This is a genomic window from Pseudonocardia sp. DxW (genome assembly GCF_058448985.1).
In genome coordinates, this window is the sequence record NZ_JBZFLK010000025.1 from 54964 (window position 1) to 77204 (window position 22241).

General features: G+C 70.8%; 19 protein-coding genes and 2 pseudogenes. 8 read left to right on the top strand and 13 right to left on the bottom strand.

The genetic code is table 11. From position 1 onward, the window contains the following. Nucleotides 1–213: 213 nt before the first annotated feature. The gene (locus ACVJO7_RS28935; protein WP_491675544.1) at nucleotides 214–1125 is read right to left on the bottom strand and encodes a cytochrome c biogenesis CcdA family protein; all 912 of its coding nucleotides are present in this window, start codon (nucleotides 1123–1125) and stop codon (nucleotides 214–216) included. A 34-nt stretch (nucleotides 1126–1159) separates the two neighbouring features. Next, on the bottom strand, nucleotides 1160–1741 hold the full coding sequence (locus ACVJO7_RS28940) for a TlpA family protein disulfide reductase (protein WP_491675545.1): 582 nt from the start codon (nucleotides 1739–1741) through the stop codon (nucleotides 1160–1162). Nucleotides 1742–1934: 193 nt separating this feature from the next. On the opposite strand from ACVJO7_RS28940, the pseudogene ACVJO7_RS28945 reads away from it, so the two are divergent. From ACVJO7_RS28945 to ACVJO7_RS28960, 4 genes and pseudogenes are all read left to right on the top strand, one after another. Continuing rightward, a pseudogene (locus tag ACVJO7_RS28945) lies at nucleotides 1935–2106 on the top strand (transposase); the annotation flags it as partial. A gap of 139 nt (nucleotides 2107–2245) precedes the next feature. After that, nucleotides 2246–2716 (top strand): rhodanese-like domain-containing protein, encoded by a 471-nt coding sequence (locus ACVJO7_RS28950; RefSeq protein WP_491675546.1) that lies wholly within the window; start codon nucleotides 2246–2248, stop codon nucleotides 2714–2716. Between the two features lie 128 nt (nucleotides 2717–2844). Continuing rightward, on the top strand, nucleotides 2845–4320 hold the full coding sequence (gene lnt / locus ACVJO7_RS28955) for an apolipoprotein N-acyltransferase (protein WP_491675547.1): 1476 nt from the start codon (nucleotides 2845–2847) through the stop codon (nucleotides 4318–4320). Nucleotides 4321–4331: 11 nt separating this feature from the next. Beyond that, the gene (locus tag ACVJO7_RS28960; protein WP_491675548.1) at nucleotides 4332–5258 is read left to right on the top strand and encodes a F510_1955 family glycosylhydrolase; all 927 of its coding nucleotides are present in this window, start codon (nucleotides 4332–4334) and stop codon (nucleotides 5256–5258) included. Between the two features lie 12 nt (nucleotides 5259–5270). On the opposite strand, the gene ACVJO7_RS28965 is transcribed toward ACVJO7_RS28960, so the two are convergent. The 7 genes from ACVJO7_RS28965 to ACVJO7_RS28995 form a co-directional block, all read right to left on the bottom strand. After that, nucleotides 5271–6380, bottom strand: coding sequence for a VldE C-terminal domain-containing protein (locus ACVJO7_RS28965; RefSeq protein WP_491675549.1), 1110 nt, complete (start codon nucleotides 6378–6380; stop codon nucleotides 5271–5273). 67 nt (nucleotides 6381–6447) lie between these two features. Continuing rightward, complete coding sequence (locus tag ACVJO7_RS28970; RefSeq protein WP_491675550.1) at nucleotides 6448–7911, bottom strand: MDR family MFS transporter; 1464 nt, start codon at nucleotides 7909–7911, stop codon at nucleotides 6448–6450. Further along, nucleotides 7911–9014, bottom strand: coding sequence for a PLP-dependent cysteine synthase family protein (locus ACVJO7_RS28975; protein WP_491675551.1), 1104 nt, complete (start codon nucleotides 9012–9014; stop codon nucleotides 7911–7913). The genes ACVJO7_RS28970 and ACVJO7_RS28975 overlap by 1 nt, the downstream gene beginning before the upstream one ends. 1208 nt (nucleotides 9015–10222) lie before the next feature. Beyond that, entirely contained in the window at nucleotides 10223–10522 is a 300-nt protein-coding gene (locus tag ACVJO7_RS28980) for a hypothetical protein (RefSeq protein ID WP_491675552.1), read from the bottom strand. A 489-nt stretch (nucleotides 10523–11011) separates the two neighbouring features. Then, the gene (locus ACVJO7_RS28985) at nucleotides 11012–11701 is read right to left on the bottom strand and encodes a DUF305 domain-containing protein (RefSeq protein WP_491675553.1); all 690 of its coding nucleotides are present in this window, start codon (nucleotides 11699–11701) and stop codon (nucleotides 11012–11014) included. A 73-nt stretch (nucleotides 11702–11774) separates the two neighbouring features. Further along, entirely contained in the window at nucleotides 11775–12218 is a 444-nt protein-coding gene (locus tag ACVJO7_RS28990) for a DUF6153 family protein (protein ID WP_491675564.1), read from the bottom strand. Nucleotides 12219–12445: 227 nt separating this feature from the next. Beyond that, nucleotides 12446–14401: a heavy metal translocating P-type ATPase gene (locus tag ACVJO7_RS28995; protein WP_491675554.1), complete on the bottom strand. Its 1956-nt coding sequence runs from the start codon at nucleotides 14399–14401 to the stop codon at nucleotides 12446–12448. A 471-nt stretch (nucleotides 14402–14872) separates the two neighbouring features. Between ACVJO7_RS28995 and ACVJO7_RS29000 the strand changes: the two genes are divergently transcribed. The 4 genes from ACVJO7_RS29000 (at nucleotide 14873) to ACVJO7_RS29015 (ending at nucleotide 18727) form a co-directional block, all read left to right on the top strand. Next, entirely contained in the window at nucleotides 14873–15157 is a 285-nt protein-coding gene (locus tag ACVJO7_RS29000; protein WP_491675555.1) for a metal-sensitive transcriptional regulator, read from the top strand. A gap of 22 nt (nucleotides 15158–15179) precedes the next feature. Continuing rightward, nucleotides 15180–15389 (top strand): heavy-metal-associated domain-containing protein, encoded by a 210-nt coding sequence (locus ACVJO7_RS29005; protein ID WP_491675556.1) that lies wholly within the window; start codon nucleotides 15180–15182, stop codon nucleotides 15387–15389. A 102-nt stretch (nucleotides 15390–15491) separates the two neighbouring features. Further along, nucleotides 15492–16460 carry a DUF8832 domain-containing protein gene (locus ACVJO7_RS29010; protein WP_491675557.1) on the top strand — a complete coding sequence of 323 codons (969 nt, stop codon included), beginning with the start codon at nucleotides 15492–15494 and terminating at the stop codon, nucleotides 16458–16460. Next, the gene (locus ACVJO7_RS29015; protein ID WP_491675558.1) at nucleotides 16460–18727 is read left to right on the top strand and encodes a heavy metal translocating P-type ATPase; all 2268 of its coding nucleotides are present in this window, start codon (nucleotides 16460–16462) and stop codon (nucleotides 18725–18727) included. Before ACVJO7_RS29010 ends, ACVJO7_RS29015 begins: the two co-directional genes overlap by 1 nt. A 402-nt stretch (nucleotides 18728–19129) precedes the next feature. Here the strand turns inward: ACVJO7_RS29015 and ACVJO7_RS29020 are convergent, their stop codons facing one another. The 4 genes and pseudogenes from ACVJO7_RS29020 to ACVJO7_RS29035 all read right to left on the bottom strand — a co-directional run. After that, on the bottom strand, nucleotides 19130–19426 hold the full coding sequence (locus tag ACVJO7_RS29020; RefSeq protein WP_491675559.1) for a hypothetical protein: 297 nt from the start codon (nucleotides 19424–19426) through the stop codon (nucleotides 19130–19132). A 92-nt stretch (nucleotides 19427–19518) separates the two neighbouring features. Next, on the bottom strand, nucleotides 19519–20274 hold the full coding sequence (locus ACVJO7_RS29025; RefSeq protein ID WP_491675560.1) for a hypothetical protein: 756 nt from the start codon (nucleotides 20272–20274) through the stop codon (nucleotides 19519–19521). Nucleotides 20275–20423: 149 nt separating this feature from the next. Next, nucleotides 20424–21251, bottom strand: a complete 828-nt coding sequence (locus tag ACVJO7_RS29030) for a hypothetical protein (protein ID WP_491675561.1) — start codon at nucleotides 21249–21251, stop codon at nucleotides 20424–20426. Nucleotides 21252–21601: 350 nt separating this feature from the next. Continuing rightward, nucleotides 21602–22117: pseudogene (locus ACVJO7_RS29035) on the bottom strand (IS3 family transposase); the annotation flags it as partial. Between the last annotated feature and the right edge of the window lie 124 nt (nucleotides 22118–22241).

Here is a 22241-nt window from a genome sequence, read left to right on the forward strand (position 1 = left end):
CGCTCGGCCGATGGCGACGGGCTACGGCAGGCACCCAGCAGCAACGATCGCGACTCCAGGTTCGCCGGCGCGCAGACGGCCGCATCGTGCGGCCCGTCCGATTCCGCGGCGACACGTACTACCAGGTTCTGCGCGGAGCCGATATGTCCGGAGCCAGCGGGTCTCGCCAGTACCCGTGATCGGACCACCGCACTGGGGAACTCAGCTCATCCTTTAGATGGGCGGGGTGAACCCGGCGATCGAGACCTGCAACTTCACCAGCCACTGTGCCCACAACCCGGACACCAGGAGCACCCCGACCGTGACGAGCAGCGCACCCCCGACGACCTGGACCGCCCGGGTGTGGCGGCGCAGCCAACTCAGCGCGCCAACGGCGCGGGTGGCACCGAGCGCGATGAGCACGAACGGGATCCCCAGCCCGGCACAGTAAGCGAGGATCAGGACGATCCCGCGAAACGAGCCGCCCCCGGTCCCGGCGGCGACGGCAACGACCCCTGCCAGGGTTGGGCCGATGCAGGGCACCCAGCCGAGCCCGAATACCGCACCGAGCAGCGGCGCCCCGGCCAGCCCGGCCCGCGGCGCCCAGTGCGCGCGGTACTCGCGCTGCAGCGCCGGGATCAGCCCGGCGAACGCCAGCCCCATCACGATCATCACGACACCGCCGATGCGCTGCAGCACGGCCTCGTTGTCGATCAGTACATCGGACAGCCAGACCACACCGACCATGACGATGGTGAACACGGTGGTGAAGCCCGCGATGAACAGTGCGACCGCGCCGACAACACGCCAGCGGCGGTCGACCGCTCGTGTTCTAGGTGAGCTCGCCGTGTCCTTGGCCGACGGCCAGGGCGGGTCGCCGGCGGCGGCCCGGGCAGCGCCCGGGTCGGCGAGCACCGGTACGGTCTCGGCGTCGGTATTTGTGCGCCGGGCGGCTGCGCGGGCACGAGCCTCGGCCGAGGTCACCGGCGGTGATTGCGCACCCACCAGCCCGGCCAGATAGGCGAGATAGCCGGGAACCAGTGGCACGACGCATGGCGATGCGAAGCTGACCAGCCCCGCCGCCACCGAGACCAGGGCCGCGAGCACCAGCGGCCCCGACATCGCGAGAGTTGTGGTCGCACCCATCCCTCACACGCTCCACCAGTACGCGGGAGCGGTCTCAGCGTCCACGGTCTGTCCCCGCTTCGTCGGTCAGCTTGGCGATCAGCGGCAGCAAGTCCGAGCTCGACACCGGGGTCAGGAACACCGCCGCCACCCGAGCCTCGCGGTCCAGCACGATCGTCGAGGGCACCACGTTGCGCGGATACCCGTCGAGCCGTGCCAGGCTGCGGCCCGAGAAGTCATAGATCGAGTCGTAGGTCAGCCCCCGGTCGGTCTTGAAGTCCAGCGCAGCCTGCCGGTCGTCGCGAACATCGATGCCGAGTACGACGGCATCGCCACGCGTGGCGTCCTGCACCGCCTGCAGCTCGGGCGCCTCCACCCGGCACGGGCCACACCACGAACCCCAGATGTTGATCACGCGAACGCTGCCGGGGAAGTCCCCGATACCGACGTCGGTGCCCGGGTTCATCAGACTCTCGCCGCGTAGGTCGGTGATCCGCTGACGGCTCTCGGGCGGGTCGTAGGCAATCCGCGACTGTCCGCCGGGTGCCACGAACTGAAACTCCTGTCCCGGCCCCGACCCGGCCTCGTCCCGGCCAACTCCACAGCCGGTCGACAGCAAGACCGCCATGACCGCCATGACCGCAACCGCTGCACCAGCGGGGCGCGCCTGGCGCCGGTGCATGCGCCCAACACCGCGCTGGCGGGACAACCTTCGGTACGCCGCCACCCCGCTCTCCTCCCCCTCCGCAATCCGCGTCTCCTACGCTCCGTAGAAGATAGCTCATCGGTTGACCACCCCGAAGACCGGGACCCGGGTCGACCCCTACACCGAGCGGCTCAACCGCGAGATCCGGCGCAGCACCGAGGTGGTCAGGATCTTCCTGCGACTCGATCATTCAGCTCGTCGGCGCCGTGCTCGCTGAGTAGCACGACGAGTGGATCGAAGGCCGCCGCCATCTCGGCCCTGACGTGCTGGTCCGAGCGCGCGCCGCCACCGACTCCGCCCCGAATAACGATCAGCGCATTGGCGCCTCGTACGGCACGGTTTGCCGTGCGACCACGTCCGCAACCGGTGAGACGATCACAAGGGGGTCTGGTTTCCCTCGATCGAGCCGACGCGCCCATTGGAGCCAGCATCGCGATGACCTGTCGACCCGGCCTCGGCCTCGTGCGTCCCGCAACGATCGCTCTCGTCGCGCTCGTCCTGCTTGCCGCCTGCGCCAGCACCCCGACAGCCCGTGAGGCCGCAGCATCGAGCGCTGCCACCGTCTCCACCGGCGCTGCGGCGTCCCCGGTGCGGCTCGTCGATGCCGCACAGTTCGCTGAACTGGTGGACAGAGACGGCGTCGTGGTCGTCAACGTGCACACGCCCGACGCCGGCTCCATCGCCGGCACCGACGCCTCGATCCCGTTCGACCAGATCGGCGAGCGGGTCGCGGAGCTGCCGGCAGATCGAGTCGCTGCGCTGGCCGTGTACTGCCGGACCGGAACGATGAGCGCGGCCGCTGCGACGACCCCGGCCAAGCTCGGCTACCGCAACCTCACCGACCTGACCGGCGGGATGCAAGCCTGGCGGGACGCAGGCCACCCACTCCTGGCAGCCGGCTCGTGACGAACCGAGACCGGTTTCCACGCCAGCCTGCGCCGCACTCTCCAGCGTCAGGACACGAGAGGGCATCAGGCACAGAATCGACGCCACGGAGCGGGCGGGGCCGGCTCGGTCTCCGGGCGAGCTTCGTCGTGGCGATCGCGGCCGGCGCCGCCTTCGCGGCAGCAGCTCCACCTCGAGGCTGGTGGCCACTGGTACCACTCGGTGTCGCGATGTGGGTTCTGGCGCTTCGAGGTCGCACGCTGCGCCAGCGCGCCGGCATCGGCGCGGCGACCGGTCTGGTGTGGTTCAGCTCGTCGCTGTACTGGTTGTCCGACTTCACGGTGGCCGGCTATCTGGCCGTCACGGTTGTCGAGACGGCGTTGCTCGTCGCGGTGGCCTGCGTCGTGCCGGGATCGACGCCGGGACGCCCATGGCACGGGTGGTGGGCGGTGCCGGCGTTGCTGATGTTGCTCGACGCCGCCCAGACTGCGTTCCCCTTCGGCGGATTCCCGCTCCCTGCGCTGGTGCTCAGCCAGCTCGACGGACCGTTTGCCGATGCGGCCCCCGTGGGTGGGTCACTATTGGTCACCGGGCTCGCTGCCGCTGCAGGGATCGGGCTCGCGGCCACAATCACCGCCACCGGTCGACAGCGGGTCGTCGTACTCGCCGCGACCCTTGCCGGAAGTGTCGCCATCCCACCGGTCGGGGCCGCCGTCGCCGCCGCCACGACCACCGCCACAGGCCGGCTGGACACCGCGATCGTGCAGGGCGGAGGTCCGCGGGGGCTGCGGGCGGTCTTCACCGATCCGCAGGACGCCACCGACCGGCACCTGGCTGTTGCCCGCGACATCACCGCATCTCCCGACCTCGTGTTGTTCCCGGAGAACGTGATCACCTCCCGCGGGCCAGCGATCGGTGGACCGAACGACCGAGCCGTTGCCGAGCTGGCTCGGCGGCTCGCCGCCCCGGTCATCGCCGGTGTGACCGAGACGCAGGGCAGCGGGTTCCGCAATGCTGCGCTGCTGTGGGACGCCCGTGGCCAGCAGACCGGGCGCTACGAGAAGGAACATCGCGTGCCGTTCGGCGAGTACATCCCCGGTCGAGCCTTGCTGGAGAAGATCACCGATCTGACGGCGTTGGTCCCCCGAGACGCCATCGTGGGCGACGGCACGGCGGCTCTCGACGTCGCCGGGCGCAGGCTCGGAGTCGTCATCTCCTACGAGGTGCTGTTCGCTGACCGGGTTCGGGAAGCGGTCCGTGCCGGTGGCGAACTGGTCCTGGTCCCGACCAGTGCCTCGTCGTTTGCCACCGACGAGGTCCCCTCGATCGAGGTCGCCGCGGCACGGCTGCGCGCGCTGGAAAGCCGACGCAGCGTCGTCCAAGCCGCACCCACTGGCTACTCGGCCGTTGTCGACCCCGACGGGACAGTTCGCGCACTGTCGCCCCTCGGTGATCCGGCGCTGCTGCGCGAGCCCGTCACGTTGCGCACCGGCCTCACCCCGTACACCCGTCTCGGCGACGGCCCCTACATCATTCTCGCGGCCGCCGCCCTCGCCGGCGCTTGGCTGTCCGCGGCCCGACGTGGCGGACGCATCGTCGGATCCCCGCGCCCCGCAGAAAGGTAATCCTCCATCCCATGGTCAACAGATCGCCCGCACACCGCACAGGTCTGCCCCAGCGCAGAGTCCGACCGCGCCGGGCCCCTGCCCTCCTCGCCGCCGGCACCGCCCTCGTGCTCGCCGGCTGTGGTGCAGGGAGTGCGTCCGACACCTCGCACACCGCCGCCAACACCACCACCGCAGATCTTTTCGCCCCGGTCGGGCACGTACATGGAGTCGGCGTCGACCCTGCGGGCGGCAGCGTGGTCGTTGCCGGGCACTACGGGCTGTTCGCCCTCGCCCCCGACGGGACACTGGTTCCGCGCCAGGACCCGGGGGCCGCGGGCCCGGACCTCATGGGGTTCACCGTCGCCGGGCCCCGCACCTTCCTCGCCAGCGGCCACCCCGCCCCCCACGACGCCGGCACCCCGAACCCTCTCGGGCTCGTCCGCAGCACCGATGCGGGCACCACGTGGGAACCGGTGAGCCTGCAGGGCCACGTCGACTTCCATGCTCTCGACGCCGCCGGCACCTCGGTTGTCGGGCTCGACGCCACCCGCGGCCTGCTGATGGTCAGTAGCGACGGCGGTCGTACCTGGCAGGACCGCGCCGCGCTGGATGCCCTCGACATCGCCGTGGACCCCTCCGACGGGGCCCGGGTGCTGGCCACGACCGAGAACGGGGTGGCCGCCAGCCAGGACGGTGGCTCCACCTTCGGCGCCGTCACCGGTGGCCCGCTGTTGGCTTTCGTGTCGTGGGCGGGCGACGGCGCAGTGTACGGGATCGGGCCGGACGGAACGGTGCACGCCAGCACCGACCGGGGCGCGACCTGGCAACGGCGTGCCGGTACCGAGAGCCCGCCGCAGGCCATCACCGCCGAGCCCGACGGCCGGTTGACGATCGTCACCAATGACGGGATCCACCGGTCGACCGACGGCGGCGCCACGCTGGCGCGCATCGCCTGAGAAGTGGGTCGGCTAGCGGCGGAACGACACGTGAATGTGATCGTAGTGCCCGCCCACCGGGTCGGCGGGGTCGTACACCCCACCGCCGGTGTAGTCGCTCCACTGACCGGGGCCGGCCTGGGGCCGTAGCCAGATCTGGCCGTGCCAGATGATGTAGGAGACGTCGAGGGCGACGGCGTTGCGCCGGAACCACTCGGCGATCACCCAGCCGTCGTCGACGTCGCGGCCGGAGGCGAAGCTGCCGGCGGGTCCGGGGAACAGGTCGCACCCCTTCCCGAGGGGGTGATCGCTGGTCGGGTTCGCCGGGCGGTCGGCGAAGCAGCGTGTCGAGGTCAGGTACGTGGTCTCGCTGAGCGCGCCGAAGGCGGTCCGCACCTGCTCCAGTGCGAACCGCGTCGTGGGGGTCACACAGCCCCGGGTGGTGGGGTCGTCCTCGGTGCAGCCGGGTGGGCGCGGCCGCGGGTCATCGCCGATCACCGCACTCGAGGGGTCGGCACATCTGCCGCCGTCCGCGGTCGTGCTTTCCCCAGTGGTTCGCGCCGCCCCGTCACCGACCTCGGTGAGCACGCTCGCGGCGGTGTCCTCCCATTTGGCGTAGGCGGTCGGGAACGCCGAGCGTTGGACCGCCTGGGCGGCCTCCCACAGCTCCATGTCGGCCCATCCGGGGATCTGCAGCAGGCGGTCGTAGAAGATCGCGGCCGAGTAGCGGGGATCGGTGACCTGCTCGGCCGAGCCCCAGCCCATCGACGGGCGTTGCTGGAACAGCCCGAGCGAGTCACGGTCGCCGTAGTCGAGGTTGCGCAGGCCGGACTCCTGCAGTGCGGTGGCCACGGCGATCCACACAGCCCGCTCCGGGACCGCGCGGTCCCGGCCCACCGCGACGATGGTTGCGGCGTTGGCCCGTTGCTCGGCGCCGAGTCCGCTGGGGCCGGTCGCGGAGATGGGCACGGCCGCTGCCGAGGGCAGGCACCCCGGCCTGATCGCTACCGGGGTGAGGAAGTGCCCCATCGTGATCCGGACCAGCACCAGCCCTGCGGCGAGGACCCCCACGACGACACCGAGGGCGAGCAGCCGAGCCCCCAGCCGCCGCAGCGCCACGGCGGCGTGTCCGACGCCGTTCACGGCCCCATAACGGGCGCGCCGCCTGGTGGTCGTCGCGGACGGCTGGGCTGGTCTGCTCGTGCGGGGGTCACCATCGTCGGGCGACCCCGGGCAGGTCGGCCAGCGGCCGCGTCGTCTCCACCGGCGTGGGAGCCGGCGGCCGCTGGGCGACACCGATGGCCGGTAGCGGGCGGGTCGGACTGTCGTCGTGCTGGCCGACCGCCCACAGGGGGGTGGTCGGGGGGTTGCCATCCGATTCGCTCTGCGCTGCTCGGGTGTCCTCGGCGGGGGCGGTGAGCAGTCCGCGCCGATACAGCACCGCGAGGGCGAACCCGCACAGCAGCCCGATGACCAGCAACACCAACCACGGCGCGTAGGAGGCGCCGAGCGAGCGGGCCAGGTCGATCGCCCAGCCCGTCCCCGCGTTGCCGAGCAGGATCCCGACCCCGCACACGGTGTTGTAGAAGCCGTAGTGGGTGGCGACGAGCCGGTTGCGGGCGAGCCCGACGATGGTGTCCATCTCGAACGGCAGCACCACGGCGGTCCCGATCGCGAGCAGCGCCGCGGTCGACAGCAACGCTGTCACACCCAGCACCGTCGCGGTCATCGCGCTGACATCGGGCAGCGCGACCAGCAGCCCGTCGGCGGCAAGCAGCGGCACGAAGGCCACGCCGAGCACGACCAGGCCCCGGCTCAGCGAGCCCGCCGGCCCCCACCGCGCACGACACCAGGCGGTGACCTTCATCTGGGCGGCGATCGTGACCCCACCGGACACGACATACAACGCCGTCACCAACGCTGTGCCCAGGTTCCCGTCGCCGGCCAGGGTGCGGGCGTGCAGTGGCAGCGCCAGATACACCTGATACGAAAGGACGTAGGTGCCGATCATCGCGACCGAGAAGGGCAGGAAGCCCCGGGTCGTGGCGACGTCGCGCCACTGCGCGAGGACCGGGCGCCGATCGGCGTCGCCGCCGCCGTCACCGCGGCGGGCGGGCAGGGCCCGGATCTGCAGCACCGTGAGCACGGCGAACACGGCGGCGGCGACCAGGCAGGTCACGGCGAAGCCGATGCCGGTCAGTGCCAGTCCGACGATCGGGCCGATCAGGATGCCCGCCTGGTAGAAGATGCTGAACAGGGCGAACGCCTCGACGCGCCGCTCACCGGTGTCATGGGCGATGTAGGCGCGTACGGCCGGGTTGAACAGCGCCCCGGCGAATCCGGTCGCGGCCGAGGCCACGACCAGGGCCGCGACGTTGTCGACCAGGCCGATCAGCGCGAATCCGCCGGTGCGCAGGGCGCAGCCGGCCACGATCATCGGCTTGTAGCCGAACCGGTCGGCCAGGCTGCCCCCGACCAGGAACATGCCCTGCTGGGAGAAGTTCCGTACCCCGAGGATCACCCCGACCATCAGCACCGAGAGCCCGAGCCCCTGGGACAGATGATCGGCCAGGTACGGGATGAGCATGTAGAAGCCGAGGTTGATGGTCAGCTGGTTGAGCAGTAGCAGCTGGACCGGCCGGTCGAACGACCGGTATCTGTCGAGTATCCGCATCAGCTCTCGCGTCCTGCAGGCCGGAGCACGGTGCCACAGCGGGTCCAGCGGTGGACCTCGACGGCATCGGGCCGGTCGATCTCGTCCGGGTCGTGCAGCGCAGGGGCACCCACGGTGATCCCCTGCGCCGCGCAGAACTCGTCGTTGTAGACGGTGTCGAAGTAGCGCTGCGGCCCGTCGGGGAAGATCGCGGCGATCCGGGTGCCTTCCGGCCGGGTCCGGGCCAGCCAGCCGGCGACCGTGCCAACGGCGCCGACGCTCCAGCCCCCGCTGGAGTAGCTGGCGCTGGCCATTGCCCGGCACGCCGAGACTGCCTCGTCCGCACCGACCCAGTGCACTTCGCTGAAGATGCTGTGGTCGACGTTGCGGGGATGGATGCTCGAGCCGAGCCCCCGCATCAGGCGCGGTCGCGCGGGCTGCCCGAAGATCGTCGACCCGACCGTGTCGACCCCGACGACCTCCAGGTCGGGCAGGTGCTGGTGGAGTGCGCGGGAGATACCTGCCGAGTGGCCTCCGGTGCCGACCGAGCAGACGAGCACATCGATGTCTCCGAGCTGGGCGTGCAGTTCGTCGGCGAGCGGGGCGTAAGCGCTCACGTTGTCGGGGTTGTTGTACTGGTCAGGGCACCACGAGCCGGGATGCTGCTCGAGCACCTCGACGACGCGGTCGCGGCGGGCCTGCTGCCACCCACCGCACGTTGCCGGGCTCGGCACGGTCACCACGTCGGCACCGTAGGCACGCAGGAGCCGGAACATCAGCGGTTCCATCCCCGGGTCCGACACCAGCGTGACCGGGTGCCCGAACGCGATCCCGGCCAGGGCGAGACCGAGACCGAGGGTGCCGCTGGTGGACTCGACGATCCGCCCGCCCGGCTCGAGATCACCGCGTTGCCGGGCCTGCTCGACCATGTGCAGGGCTGGGCGGTCCTTGATCCCGCCGGGATTGCTGCCTTCCAGCTTGGCCCAGAACCCCCGCCCGGCAGAGGCGAACGGCGCGTCGATCCACACCGTCGGGGTGGAGCCGACGACGTCGGTCAGATGGAAGCACCGTCGCGCAGCGACGCCGGGAGCATCGGCGGGAAGAGTCGTGAAAGGAGTGGACATGACAGACAGACCTCATTCGGGCGCGGGCATGTGCCGCACCACCAGGGAGCGATGTAGGGGCGCGAGAAACGACGACCGGGATCTGGTCCCCAGTCGCCTAAGGCCTCTACGTCCGCGAGATCTGTGCCAGGACTAAGTGGTGACGCCCACCTTCTGCTCGCGCGGGCGTGGTCTTGGCTGCGCGGTGTATCCGCGGCGGTACCCGCATCGCGGCGGCTACGCCGACCTCGACGCCCGCTGCGGCGAAGACGTCCGGTGGGACGGGGCGGTCAGCGCGAGCAGTGAGAGTCGACTCGTCGTGGGCTCCGTCCTGATGGCACGCAGGAGCATCAGGATGCGAATGCGGAGCGGTGGGGCCCTCGGCACCGATCCCGTCTCGGTGGTCGGCCGACTGGTCGGCCGCGCCGCCCGCGACCGCCTGCGACCCTGCCTGCTGCCCCGAAGATCCACCGGCGACGAGCTCAGGGGCGTAGGACGTGTCCGGCGAGAGCAGGTGCAGCCCACAGATCAGCACGCCCATCGACAGGGCGAGGAGTGCCACGGCGCGGCGGACACCGGGTCTTGGCACCCGTTGCCCCAGCACACCGACGAGGTTGCTCACAGTAGCCGAACCGTACCAGCGTCATCGGCAGGCCCGTCCGTGCATCCCAGCGTTGGTGCGTCATCACACAACACGTGCTCGACGTCCTATCGGACGCGGGCTCGGGACACGACCATGGACGTCTCCACCAAAAACTGCAGGTCAGTACGGCGAGAGCATGCGACGTCTCCGGTGTGGCCGCCTGCCGGTCGACGACCCACGGTGAATGGCTGACCTCGGGGCCGCGACACGAGGAAGACCCCCATCCGTGAATTCAGCGCCCGTTACGGCGAAAGATCGTCACTGCGCGTATACCGGTCGCCGGCTATGGCTTCGTCTGTCCCATCGTCCTGATGGCTCATGCTGCACCCGCTGGACGGCCTGGTCTGGCGACGCCCACCGACCACTTCGGCAAGGTCAGATGATCGTGAGTAGCTCGAGTGGTCGGAGGGCGTCACGGGTGTGATGCCGTAGCTCGGCGGCGATGTCGGTGGCGACGGCCAGGCGGTGCAGGCTGATCACCAGGTTCCGTAGCGAGGCCATGACCTGCAGCCCTGCGCCGGTGCGGATCTGGGAGCGGTCTTCGACGACCGCAGGTCAGGCGAATCGCCGCAGCGTGGCCCCACCGTCAACGCAGCTGCGTTGTCGCTGTGACATGCGTGAACCCACCGTCGGTGAAGCGCTCGACACCGGTGTCTGTCACCACCGTCAGCCGGCCTCCGGGCTCGGCACTGATCGCTTGCGCTTGCAGTGGGCTCGCGGTGTCGCCACGACGTTGCCAGGTCACGGCCCGGTCCGCGCTGGCATCTGGCGTTCCCTCCGGCGCGATCCCGTACACGCTGCCGTCGCCAGCCATGCCAGGTAGGTCAGTAGCCGGGCTCCCGGCGACGCTGGTGACGGTGGCGCCGCCGTCATGGCTGGCGATCACCCCGGCAAGACAGAGGCGGGGCGTACTCGAGCCCTACCGAGCTTAAGGTTCATGTGGTCGACGGGACGTCGAGTCACTCACCAGCACGGGTGGTCTCTCGTCAGCCGGGGGCGGACGTAGTCCGGGTATCGCAGTGGGCTCGGCGGTCGAGCCGTGAGCAGGATGTCGGGCCGACGTGGGCTGCATAGTCATCGACGCTCGCAACGTGGCGCGCGCCGGTCGGCCGGGGTTGTGCGGGCAGACAGCGCTTGCATCGCGCACCCGAGCAGGCAGCGCAGCACCGCACGGCCGGGCTCGGACGTGGCGGCCGCGACCACCGTAGACCACGGACCTCGGGCGGCGGATTCGCTTGCGCTCTTCGCCATCGAACAGCCTCCATCGTCGATACGGGCAGGGGGTATACCCATCCCACGGTACATACCCCCCACCCGTATCGGCCAGGGTGAGTGCGGATTGCTGTTGCCGTCGTCGCCCGTGGCCGGCCGACGGTCAGCCGAGCAGCTGGCGCATCTGGCCGATCTCGGCCTGCTGGGCGTCGATGATCTGCTGGGCCAGTGCCGTCGCCTCGGGATTGATCCCGTCGGCGAGTTCGGTCTGGGCCATCTGCACCGCCCCCTCGTGGTGGGCGATCATCATCTCGAGGAACATGCGGTCGAAGTCGGCGCCGGTGGCCTGCTCGAGCTGGCGCATCTGGTCAGGCGTCATCATCCCGGCCATCTCGCCGTGATCCATTCCTTCCTGTCCCATGTCGCCGTGGTCCATCCCGGGCATGCCGCCGTGGTCCATCCCGGGCATGCCGCCGTGGTCCATTCCGGGCATACCACCGGATGTGGGCGCGCCCCAGGTGGTGAGGAAGGCCTGCATCTGGGCGATCTCCGGGCCTTGGGCCTGTTCGATCTCGGTGGCGAGGCTGCGGACGTCGTCGCTACCGGCGCGGTCGGCGGCCAGCGTCGACATCTCCACGGCCTGCTGGTGGTGCGGGATCATGCCTTGGGCGAAGGCGATGTCGGCTTCGTTGTGCTCGGCCGAGACCGCCGCGCTGGGAGCGGCGGCGCTGGTCGGGGCGGGGGCAGGGTTGGCGGGCGCGGCGCTGCCGGCGGGCTCTGCGCCGCCGCAGGCGGACAGGACGAGGGCAGCGGTCAGTGTCGTGGCAACGGTGGCCACGTTGGTGATCTTCATGTGTGGTTCTGGCTCTCCGTATCGCAAACGGGTGATCGGGGCGGATCCGGCGCTCTGCCGCGCCGGAGGCCGATCAGGTCCGCAGCACGCAGAGCTGAGCGAGTCTTCGCGGGACGGGCGGTGGTCGCTGCGCAGGCTGCACACGGGCGCGTTGGCGGGACCAGGGGGCTGAGCTCGGCAGCGTCAGGCGTCCGAGAAACACCCATGCCGAGAGCAGGCTGAGCCCGACGGCGGCCAACACCGCCAAGCACAGGTGCAGCACGTGGGCGTCGTCGTGCTCGCCGTGGTCGGCCGGCATCGACTGCCTAGCCGCCACCGGTGCCGACGGCGCGGATGCCGTGTCGGCGCGGTGGTCGGCGCGGTGGTCGTTGTTCCCGGTCGCGGTTGCTGTGACCGCCGCTCCGTGGCCGGGGTCCGCTGCGGGAGCCGGGGCGACGAGCGCGTGCATCCCGATCAGGCCGAGCAGGACAGGCAGGACCAGCAACACCACCTGCAGCCCTTCTCGCCTGGTGCCCATGCCGGTCACGGTACCGGGGTGGTCGCCCGGCCCGCGCGTGCTGTGCCGTCGCGCTGGCGGGACGGGCGGCCACCGGCCACCGGCCGCCAGCACGACCGGCGCGGTCCGCATCAGTCCGCCCAGGCCGGCCCGTGACGCAGCTGGGGCCTGCTCGCTGCCACACCGACCTCGCCCCGCGTCGTCACGTCGGTCGATGGCCTTTGAGGCCGGACCGCCGCACGGGTACCTCACCGGGTGGTGTCGGCGCCGACGAGACGTGCTGTGCTGCGCGCCGGGGTCAAGTCGAGCCGGCGCAGGAGCTGGGCGTTGAGGGCGACGACGACGGTCGATGCGGACATTAGGATCGCGCCGACGCTCATCGGCAGGACGAACCCGACGGGAGCGAGGACCCCGGCCGCCAGCGGGACGGAGGCCAGGTTGTAGCCGGCCGCCCACCACAGGTTCTGTTTCATCTTCCGGTAGGACGCCCGTGACAGGTCGATGACCGACAGCACCGATCTCGGGTCGGACGAGGCGAGGATGACACCGGCGGAACCGATCGCGACGTCGGTCCCGGCCCCGATCGCGATACCCACGTCGGCCTGTGCCAGGGCGGGAGCGTCGTTGACGCCGTCGCCGACCATCGCGACCCGACGACCCTCGCTCTGCAGCTCGGCCACCTTGGCGGCCTTGTCCTCGGGGCGGACTCCGGCGAAGACCCGGTCGATACCGAGGTCGGTGGCGACGGTGTCGGCCACGGCCCGGGCGTCACCGGTGATCATGACCACCTGGGTGCCGACGGCGTGCAGAGCCTCGACCGCCTCGCGGGATTCGGGCCTGATCTCGTCTGCCAGTCGCAGCGCCGCGATGGCTTCCCCGTCGGCGAGGACGTGCAGGATGATCGCCCCGTGGCGGCGCCACTGGTCCGCAACCGCGAATTCGGCGGCGCCGTGCTGGTCGAGCAGGTGAGGTCCGCCGACCTGGATCCGCGTGCCGTCCACGGTGGCCTGGACCCCGACCGCGGGAGACGAGGAGAACTCGCGCGCCGGGGGCACGATCAAGCCCCGGTCGCGGGCGGCGCCGACGATGGCTCTGGCCAGGGGATGTTCGCTGTCGGCCTCGGCCGCGGCCGCGAGAGCGAGCACCTCGTCCGCGGCGCGGCCCTCGCCCGGCTCGATGCCGATGACGGTCGGCTCGCCCCGGGTGAGGGTCCCGGTCTTGTCGAACAGCACGGCATCGATGGTGCGCATCGACTCCAACGCCAGACGATCCTTGACCAGCACGCCGCCCCGGGCAGCACGCTCGGTGGCGATGGACACCACCAGCGGAATGGCCAGCCCGAGAGCATGCGGGCAGGCGATGACGAGCACGGTGATGGTGCGCACCACGGCGGTATCGGGCAGCCCGACCACCGACCAGACCACCGCGGTGAGCACTGCGGCGCCGAGGGCGAACCAGAACAACCACCCAGCCGCGGTGTCGGCGAGACGCTGAGCCCGCGACGACGATGCCTGGGCGTCGGCCACCAGCCGGCGGATCCCAGCCAGCGCAGTATCGTCCCCGATCGCCGTGACTCGGACCCGCAGGCCCGAGTCGGTGGCAACGGTGCCGGCCACCACCTGATCACCGGCCTGACGCCGCACCGTGCGCGACTCACCGGTGACCATGGACTCGTCCATACTCGCCGACCCGTCCACGATCGTGCCGTCGGCGGGCACCGACGAGCCGGGACGGACGATGACGTTGTCTCCGACCACCAGGTCGGCCGGTGCGACGGTGACGACGACATCGCCGTGGTCGACCCGCTCGGCCTGGTCGGGCAGCAGTGCCGCCAGGGAGTCCAGTGCCGAGGTGGTCTGGGCCAGTGAGCGCATCTCGATCCAGTGACCCAGCAGCATGATCACGACCAGCAGCGCCAGCTCCCACCAGAAGTTCAGTTCCCCGTCGAGCAGGCCCAGGCTGGCGCCCCAGGACGCGACGAAGGCGACCGTGATCGCCAGGCCGATCAGCAGCATCATGCCCGGCTTGCGCGAGCGGATCTCTGCGAGCGCGCCCGTGAGGAACGGGCGCCCGCCCCAGAGGTAGATCACCGTGCCCAACACCGGCGAGACCCACCGCACCCACCCGCCCGCGGGCAGGTGATAGCCGACCAGGTGGGCGAACATGTCGTTGAACCCGACCACGGGGACGGCCAGGACGAGCATGATCCAGAACAGCCGCCGGAACTGCCCGACGTGATCGCCATGATCGCCGTGCCCGTCGTGTCCCTGATGCCCGCCGTGTCCCTCGTGTGCACCGGGTTCGTGATGTTGCGGGTGCTCGCCCGGGCTGGTCCCGACCGATGCGGCCGCCGGGCTCTCCTCGGTCGGCCCGGCAGCGCTGCCCGTCGTGTCGGTCGCTTGGCGTGGGTGGCGAGCGGGCCCGTCTGCGTCCGTGCTCGATCGCTCTCGGGGGTGCATGCCACATAGATACCCCATACCCCACCGGGGTATCAAGGAGGCATGCTGAGTTGTCTGGTTCATTCGTGATGCGGCTCGGCCCGGTCGCCTGATCTCGAGTGACCGGCTGGTGCTGTGCCATGCCTGCCCCGGCGACCTGGGGCGATCACGGCCCGACTCGCTTGATGCCAATACCCCGTAGGGGTATTCTGGAGATGTCACCGAGGAGGTAGGGCGATGCAGTACGGATATGCCGACAGCAAGGACTCCCACGTCAAGCGGATGCGTCGGATCGAGGGGCAGGTGCGCGGGATCAGCAAGATGATTGAGTCGGACAAGTACTGCATCGACATCCTGACCCAGGTGTCGGCGGTCAACAAGGCGCTCGAGGCCGTGGCGCTGGGCCTGCTCGACGAGCACCTCAAGCACTGCGTTGCCGACGCGGCCACCGAAGGTGGCCCCGTCGCCGATCAGAAGATCCAGGAGGCCAGCGCCGCGATCGCGCGACTGGTCCGTTCCTGAGCACGACAGAGAGGAAAGCGCTGTGACTACAGCCACCTACACCGTCACCGGCATGACCTGCGCGCACTGCGTCTCCTCGGTCACCGAGGAGATCAGCGAAATCTCCGGCGTGACCGACGTAGCGGTCGACCTGCCGACCGGTGCGGTCACTGTCACCAGTGACGGTGAGGTCTCCCCCGACGCGGTCCGCGCCGCCGTGCAGGAGGCCGGATACGAGGTCACCGCGGCCTGAGCACGACCAGCACCTGTCCACCACCCGGTACGGGTCACGGCCCTGCAGCCAGCTGCGCGCGGCCGTCCACCCGTGCCGGGTCTCACCGAAGGACTTCCGACGATGAAGACCGCAGCACGACTGTCCGCCTATGGCGCGGCCGTCGTCCTCTTCGGAGCCGGCGCATTCGCGACCGGCGCGACCATCGACGCCCCCACCGCACACCTACGCCCCACCGCGCAGACCGCCGACCACGGGGCTGACCCGGCGGCGGGTCACGGCGCTGCTACCACCGCCTCCGAGCCGACAGGACCCGCCGGCCTGGCCTCGACCGAGAGAGGCCTCACGCTGACGCCCACCTCGAACACGCTGCCGGCCCGGCAGGCGAGCGAGCTCGCGTTCCGGATCACCGGCCCCGACGGGGCTGCGATCACTGGATTCGACATCGAGCACGAGAAGCGGATGCACCTGATCGTCGTGCGCAGCGACACGGCCTACTTCCAGCACCTGCACCCGACGATGGACCCGGACGGCACCTGGCGGACCCCGATCACCCTGCCCGGCGGCGGCACCTACCGTGCCTTCGCCGACTTCGCCCCTACCGGTGGCGAAGCCACGACCCTCGGAGTCGACCTGTTCGCCCCGGGGGCCTTCACCCCCGCCGCGCCGCAGGCCAACCGCACCGCCACCGCCCCCGGCGGCTACGAGGTGACCCTCGATGGCGACCTCGAGCCCGGACGGTCGAGCCCGGTCACCCTCACCGTGACCCGCAACGGCCAGCCCGTGCGTGACCTGCAGCCCTACCTGGGCGCCTACGGTCACCTGGTCGCCCTGCGCAGCGGCGACCTCGGCTACCTGCACATCCACCCCGACGGCGCACCGGACGACGGCAAGACCGAGCCCGGGCCCGGGCTCACCTTCCACACCGAGGTCCCCTCGACCGGCAGCTACCGGCTGTTCCTGGACTTCCAGCACGACGGCCAGGTCCGCACCGTGCAGTTCACGGTCCCGACCAGCGGGGCCGAGCAGGCCGCGCCGGCCGCACCCGTCCCGGCCGAGACCGGCCACCCGCACACCGACGGAGGCCACTGATGACCGCGACGCTGCCCCAGTCCGGTGACCAAGTGCGCGAGATCGAGCTCGCCGTCGGCGGCATGACGTGCGCGTCCTGCGCGAACCGCGTCGAGCGCAAGCTGAACAAGCTCGACGGTGTCAGCGCCACGGTCAACTACGCGACCGAGAAGGCGAAGGTCTCCGCACCCGGCGGCGTCGACACCGACGCGCTCGTGGCCGTCGTCGAGTCGGCCGGCTACTCGGCCACCCTCCCCACCCCGCCACGCCCCCAAGACGACACCGCCGAACAGATCGACGAGCTGCGTCCTCTGCGCAACCGTCTCCTCGGATCGGCCCTGCTATCGGTTCCGGTCGTTGTCCTGTCGATGACCCCGCCGCTGCAGTTCGTCAACTGGCAGTGGCTCTGCCTGGTCCTCACCGCACCGGTCTGGGCCTGGGCCGGTGCCCCGTTCCACCGCGCGGCCTGGACGAACCTGCGCCACGGCGCAGCCACCATGGACACCCTCATCTCGATGGGCACCACGGCGGCGATGGCGTGGTCGGTCTACGCGCTATTCTTCGGTACCGCCGGGATCCCCGGCATGGTGCACCCCTTCGAGCTGTCGGTCTCGCCCACCGACGGCGCCGGGAACATGTACCTCGAAGTCGTGGCCGGGGTCATCACGTTCGTCCTCGCCGGCCGCTTCTTCGAGCAGCGCGCCAAGCGCCGCGCCGGCGCCGCCCTGCGCGCGTTGCTGGAGCTGGGGGCCAAGGACGTCGCCGTCCTGCGCGACGGCACCGAGGTCCGCATCCCGATCGCCGAACTCGCTGTCGGGGACCGGTTCGTCGTCCGGCCCGGCGAGAAGATCGCCACCGATGGCACGGTCGTCGACGGCGGCTCCGCGGTCGACGCCTCGATGCTCACCGGCGAGTCCGTCCCGGTCGAGGTCGCCGTCGGCGACACCGTCGTCGGCGCCACCGTCAACGCCGGCGGACGCCTCGTTGTCGAGGCGACCCGGGTGGGCTCGGACACCCAGCTCGCCCAGATGGCGTCCCTGGTCGAGGACGCCCAGAACGGCAAGGCCGCCGTCCAACGCCTGGCCGACCGGATCTCCGGGGTCTTCGTACCGGTCGTCATCGTCGTCGCCGTGGTGACGCTCGGGTTCTGGCTGGGTGCCGGGGCCGGTGCGACGGCGGCGTTCACCGCTGCCGTCGCCGTCCTGATCATCGCCTGCCCCTGCGCACTCGGCCTGGCCACACCGACCGCGCTACTGGTCGGAACAGGCCGGGGCGCCCAGATGGGCGTGCTGATCAAGGGCCCCGAAGTCCTGGAGTCCACCCGCAGGGTCAACACCGTCGTCCTCGACAAAACCGGCACCGTCACCACCGGCAAGATGTCGCTTGCCACCGTCCACACCGCCGACGGAACCGACGAGGCCACCGTCCTTCGACTGGCAGGTGCACTGGAGAAGGCCTCCGAGCACCCGATCGCCACCGCGATCGCCACGGCCGCCGAGACGCGCACCGGCAATCTCCCCGGCGTCGAGGACTTCACCAACCACGAAGGACTCGGCGTCCAGGGGGTCGTCGACGGCCACGCCGTGCTCGTGGGCCGACCGCGCCTGCTCGAGCAATGGTCGACCCCGCTGACCGACGAGCTCGCCGACGCCGCCGCGGCCGAGGCGGCCCGCGGCCACACCGCCGTCGCCGTCGCCTGGGACGGGCGGGCCCGCGCCGTGCTCGTCGTCGCCGACACCGTCAAGGACACCTCCGCCGAGGCCATCACCGAGTTCCGCCGCCTCGGACTGCGCCCGGTGCTGCTGACCGGCGACAACCGCGCCGTCGCCGAGTCCGTCGCCGCCGAGGTCGGCATCGACGTCGGCGCCGACACCGTCATCGCCGACGTCATGCCCGCCGACAAGCTCGCCGTCGTCGAGCGACTGCAGCGCGAGGGTCGGGTCGTCGCCATGGTCGGCGACGGCGTCAACGACGCCGCGGCCCTCGCCCGGGCCGACCTCGGCCTGGCCATGGGCACAGGGACCGACGTCGCCATCGAGGCCTCCGACATCACCCTCGTGCGTGGCGACCTGCGCGCCGCAGCCGATGCCGTGCGGCTCTCGCGCAGGACCCTCGGCACGATCAAGGGAAACCTGTTCTGGGCATTCGCCTACAACACCGCGGCGATCCCGCTCGCAGCGTTCGGGTTACTCAACCCCATGATCGCAGGAGCAGCGATGGCGTTCAGCTCAGCATGCGTGGTCGCCAACAGCCTGCGACTACGCCGGTTCCGAGCACACGCAGTCTGATACGCCTCCCTGCCGAGGAGGTGGTGCAATCGCGGTGGCTGCGCCACCTCCTCGGTGATCTCGAACGGCACAATCCGGGTCAGCTCACCGAGATGACCCGGCGCGAGCCGACCTCCCGCCACGGTCACGACACGGGTGATGACAGACTTGGTGCCCAAGCGGAGCTCCTGGTGGCGAGGATGTCTTGGTCGACGACCTCTCCTACCGGAGTTCCGCTCCCATGATCACGGATGACACGCCGGGCGATCAAGATCCTTGACCACGCGCCCGGCCAGCTAACTGAACGGCTTTGGCACTAGCCCCGTCCAGCTGGTCCGCGACGTTGACGGCGAGAACCTAGAGCTGCAGACGCTCGAGACCCCGGCCCAGTAGTACCGAACCAACCCGGTAGCACGGGGCAGATCAGGCTCGGTTGAGCCGTTCCAGGATCTGGGTGAGTAGCGTCTGGGTCTGTTCGTTCGACCGTTCCAGCGCGTCGAACCGGGCACCGGTGCGTTGCTCCAACGTGTCGAACCGCGCGCTCTGCGCCTCGAACTGAGCGTTCGTAGTCTCCGCGAGCTGGTCGATCTTCGCGTCCACGCTGCTGACCCGGCCGTCCAGGGAGTCGACCTTACCCTCGATCCGCGTGGAGATCTCGTACAGGGCGTCGACGTCGGCGCCCTGCTGGCGCAAGCGGCGTTCCACCTCGGGAGACGACATGGCCAGGAGCCTACGACACCCGCCGCGGGCCTGACCGTGAACGGGTCTGCCCGGGCAGCACACGGGCGTCGGGGTGGGTCGGCGGTCGGCGGCTACCGCCCGCGCCGGCAGGCTTGGTGCTCGCTCTTCACCGCGCGATCGAACTGCAGCACCTGTGCATCGTCATCGGTTGCGTCGTCGGCGTCATGGCGGGTGAGCGGGTCCTGGTCGAGTGCCCGGTAGAGCAGCTCGAGATCGGTCCGCACCGCATCACCGACCAACGTCGGGGTGTCCTGTTCCTCGCAGGGTCCCTCACATCCACAGGCCCGCCACTGACCCGGGCCGGGTTCCAAGCGGCGGGCGAGGTCTTCCAGGACCTCGCGGGTCTGGGCGAGGACTCGCCCCGAGACCTCGACCTCGGCGATCTCAAGGCCCGGGCCGGTGGCAGCGTCGTGCAAGGCCATCCCGAGGCCCGTGGTCGCCTCGGCCGCCATGTGCGGGTCGAAACGAACCGACGGGTGGCCCGTCATGCTGGACAGCAGCGACGCCACCGGCCCTGCCGCATCAGCAGGGGCGTCGTTGGAGGGCGCACCGGGGCTATCCGGCGCGGCCAAAGATGCGGTGTTCACGGCGGCGAAGAACTGGGCCTGCCCGAGCGCGGCGACCAGGCGCCCCACGAATCCCGCCGGGAGCATCGCGTCCGGTGCCGCGGCGAGCCGGGCCTCGCCGGCTTCGACGTCGGCACAGAACCGCTCGGCCATCTCCTGGCCCCAGGAGTCGTCGAAGTAGTTGCGCAGGGCTGTGGTCTCGGTGATGCCCATGTGCTGGGCGACCATGTCGATCCGATCCCGCAGACCGTGCTCGATCACCGGCCGCGATACCTCGATCCCACGGGACCGGCACGTCTCGGCGAAGTCGTCGACGAGTCGCTGCAGCTTGTTCGACCGGCGGCCCGTCTGTCCCATGACGACACCTTCCCACCACTTCGGGACTGCCGGGACCAGGCCGGCCGGATGCGTCAGGTACTGGCGGCGTCCTCGCCGATATCGGCCATGCGTGCGTCGAGGAAGTACTCCCACCAGCACTCCGGGCGACTCGGCGGTGCCGGTGTTTCGGCATCGAGCAGGGCTACCCGAGTCGGGCGTGCGCCGTAGCTGGAATCGTGGCCCCGCAGCGGCGGGAACCGGTCGGGAAAGTACCGGGGGCGATCGGCTTCTCGCTCGGTAGTCAGCGCAGGCGGATGCTGGTTGGTCGCGGAGCCGGCCTCTTGGACGGCGTCGTCGTAGCGGCGGCGTTCCTCCTCGGTCACGCGGTGCTTGCCCGGGGCGCACTTGCGCCGGTCGATGGCCACCGCGAGGTTGGTGATCGCGGCCGGGAGCCAGCGAACGTGCCACTCGGCCACCAGCTCCGGTCGCACACCGACCGCGCTGGAGGAGATGTAGAGGGTGCGCAGCCACGCGAGCTCACGCACCGCACGCGGGTGCACCGGCCAGCAGTCGGGCAGCTCCAGCCGCGTGAGCTGATAGTCGTTGTTGAGTACCTCGGAGACGAATCCCGCCAGGGCGTCCCACGCGACGTGCTTGTCGCCTCGGTCCAGCTGCGACCAGCGCAGCGCCGGGGTCAGCGACAGCGCCTCGTCCTCCGCGTCGCCCGCGCCCGTCCCGGCCGCGGCGGCCTCGACCGCGCCCCCGAGGGCGGCCACACCCTGTTCGACGTCGTCGAGCCGGGGGCTCATGCGGCCGAGAATGTCGGCGATCTCGGCGACGTGCCCGGCGGTCTCATCGCCCTGTCGGGTCGTGGTGTCGAGCTGTCGCTGCACCTGGCGCAGCTGCTCACCGACCTCCACCGCCCACGGCCGCGCCGCGCCGTGAGCGGGTCGTTCCCTGCCCGACGGCGGGACGGGGCCATCACTGGTCACGGTGACCGATCTCCTCTCGTCTCAACGACACGGCGGCAGTGGCTGGTCCGGACCTAGGCGGCCACCGGACCCACTGTCTGCCCGGCGGCAGGAGCCGGCCCGGGCGCCGCGCTGGGGGTCTGCGTGATGATCGCAGGCGGCGGGCGCAGGTCAGACCGCTCCCACACCGGGCTGACTCGCACCACCGTCGCGGGGGTCGCGCGATGGATCAGCAGCGCGTGCCACTGCGGGATCGTGCGCACCCGGTCGACCTGAACCGCCCCGGCGTGTCCGGAGAGCTATCGGGTTGAGTGCTCCGGCTCGGATTGGCCGAGGTGTTGACGGTAGTGCGCGGCCTCAAGCTCGGCCGGGGGTAGGTCCGCGGCCGAGGAGTGCAGTCGGCGGTGGTTGAACCAGTCGACGTATTCGAGGGTGGCGATCTCGACCTGCTCGACGGTGCGCCACGGTCCTCTGGGCTTGATCAGCTCGGTCTTGAACAGCCCGATCGTCGACTCCGCCAGCGCGTTGTCATACGCGTCGCCCACCGACCCGACCGACGGCGCCGCGCCGGCGGCGGCGAGTCGTTCGGTGTAGGCGATGGATCGATATTGCGACCCCGCATCCGAGTGCGCGACCAGCCCGGACAGGTCCTTATTGCCCTGCCGGGCGCGAGTCCACACCGCCTGTTCGAGAGCGTCGAGCACCAGTTCAGTGCGCATCGACGTGGCTGCGCGCCAGCCCAGGATCCGCCGCGAGTAGGCGTCGATCACGAACGCGACGTAGACCATGCCCGACCAGGTCGGCACGTAGGTGTAGGGGTCGGGCCCCGACGCCCTGCCGGTCTTTTCGGCCGGTGGGTTTCCGGGGCCCGCCCTCCGAACCGGACGTGCGCGTCTCCGCGCATCCGGCTCTCCACGGATTCATGCCGATGAGGCGGTG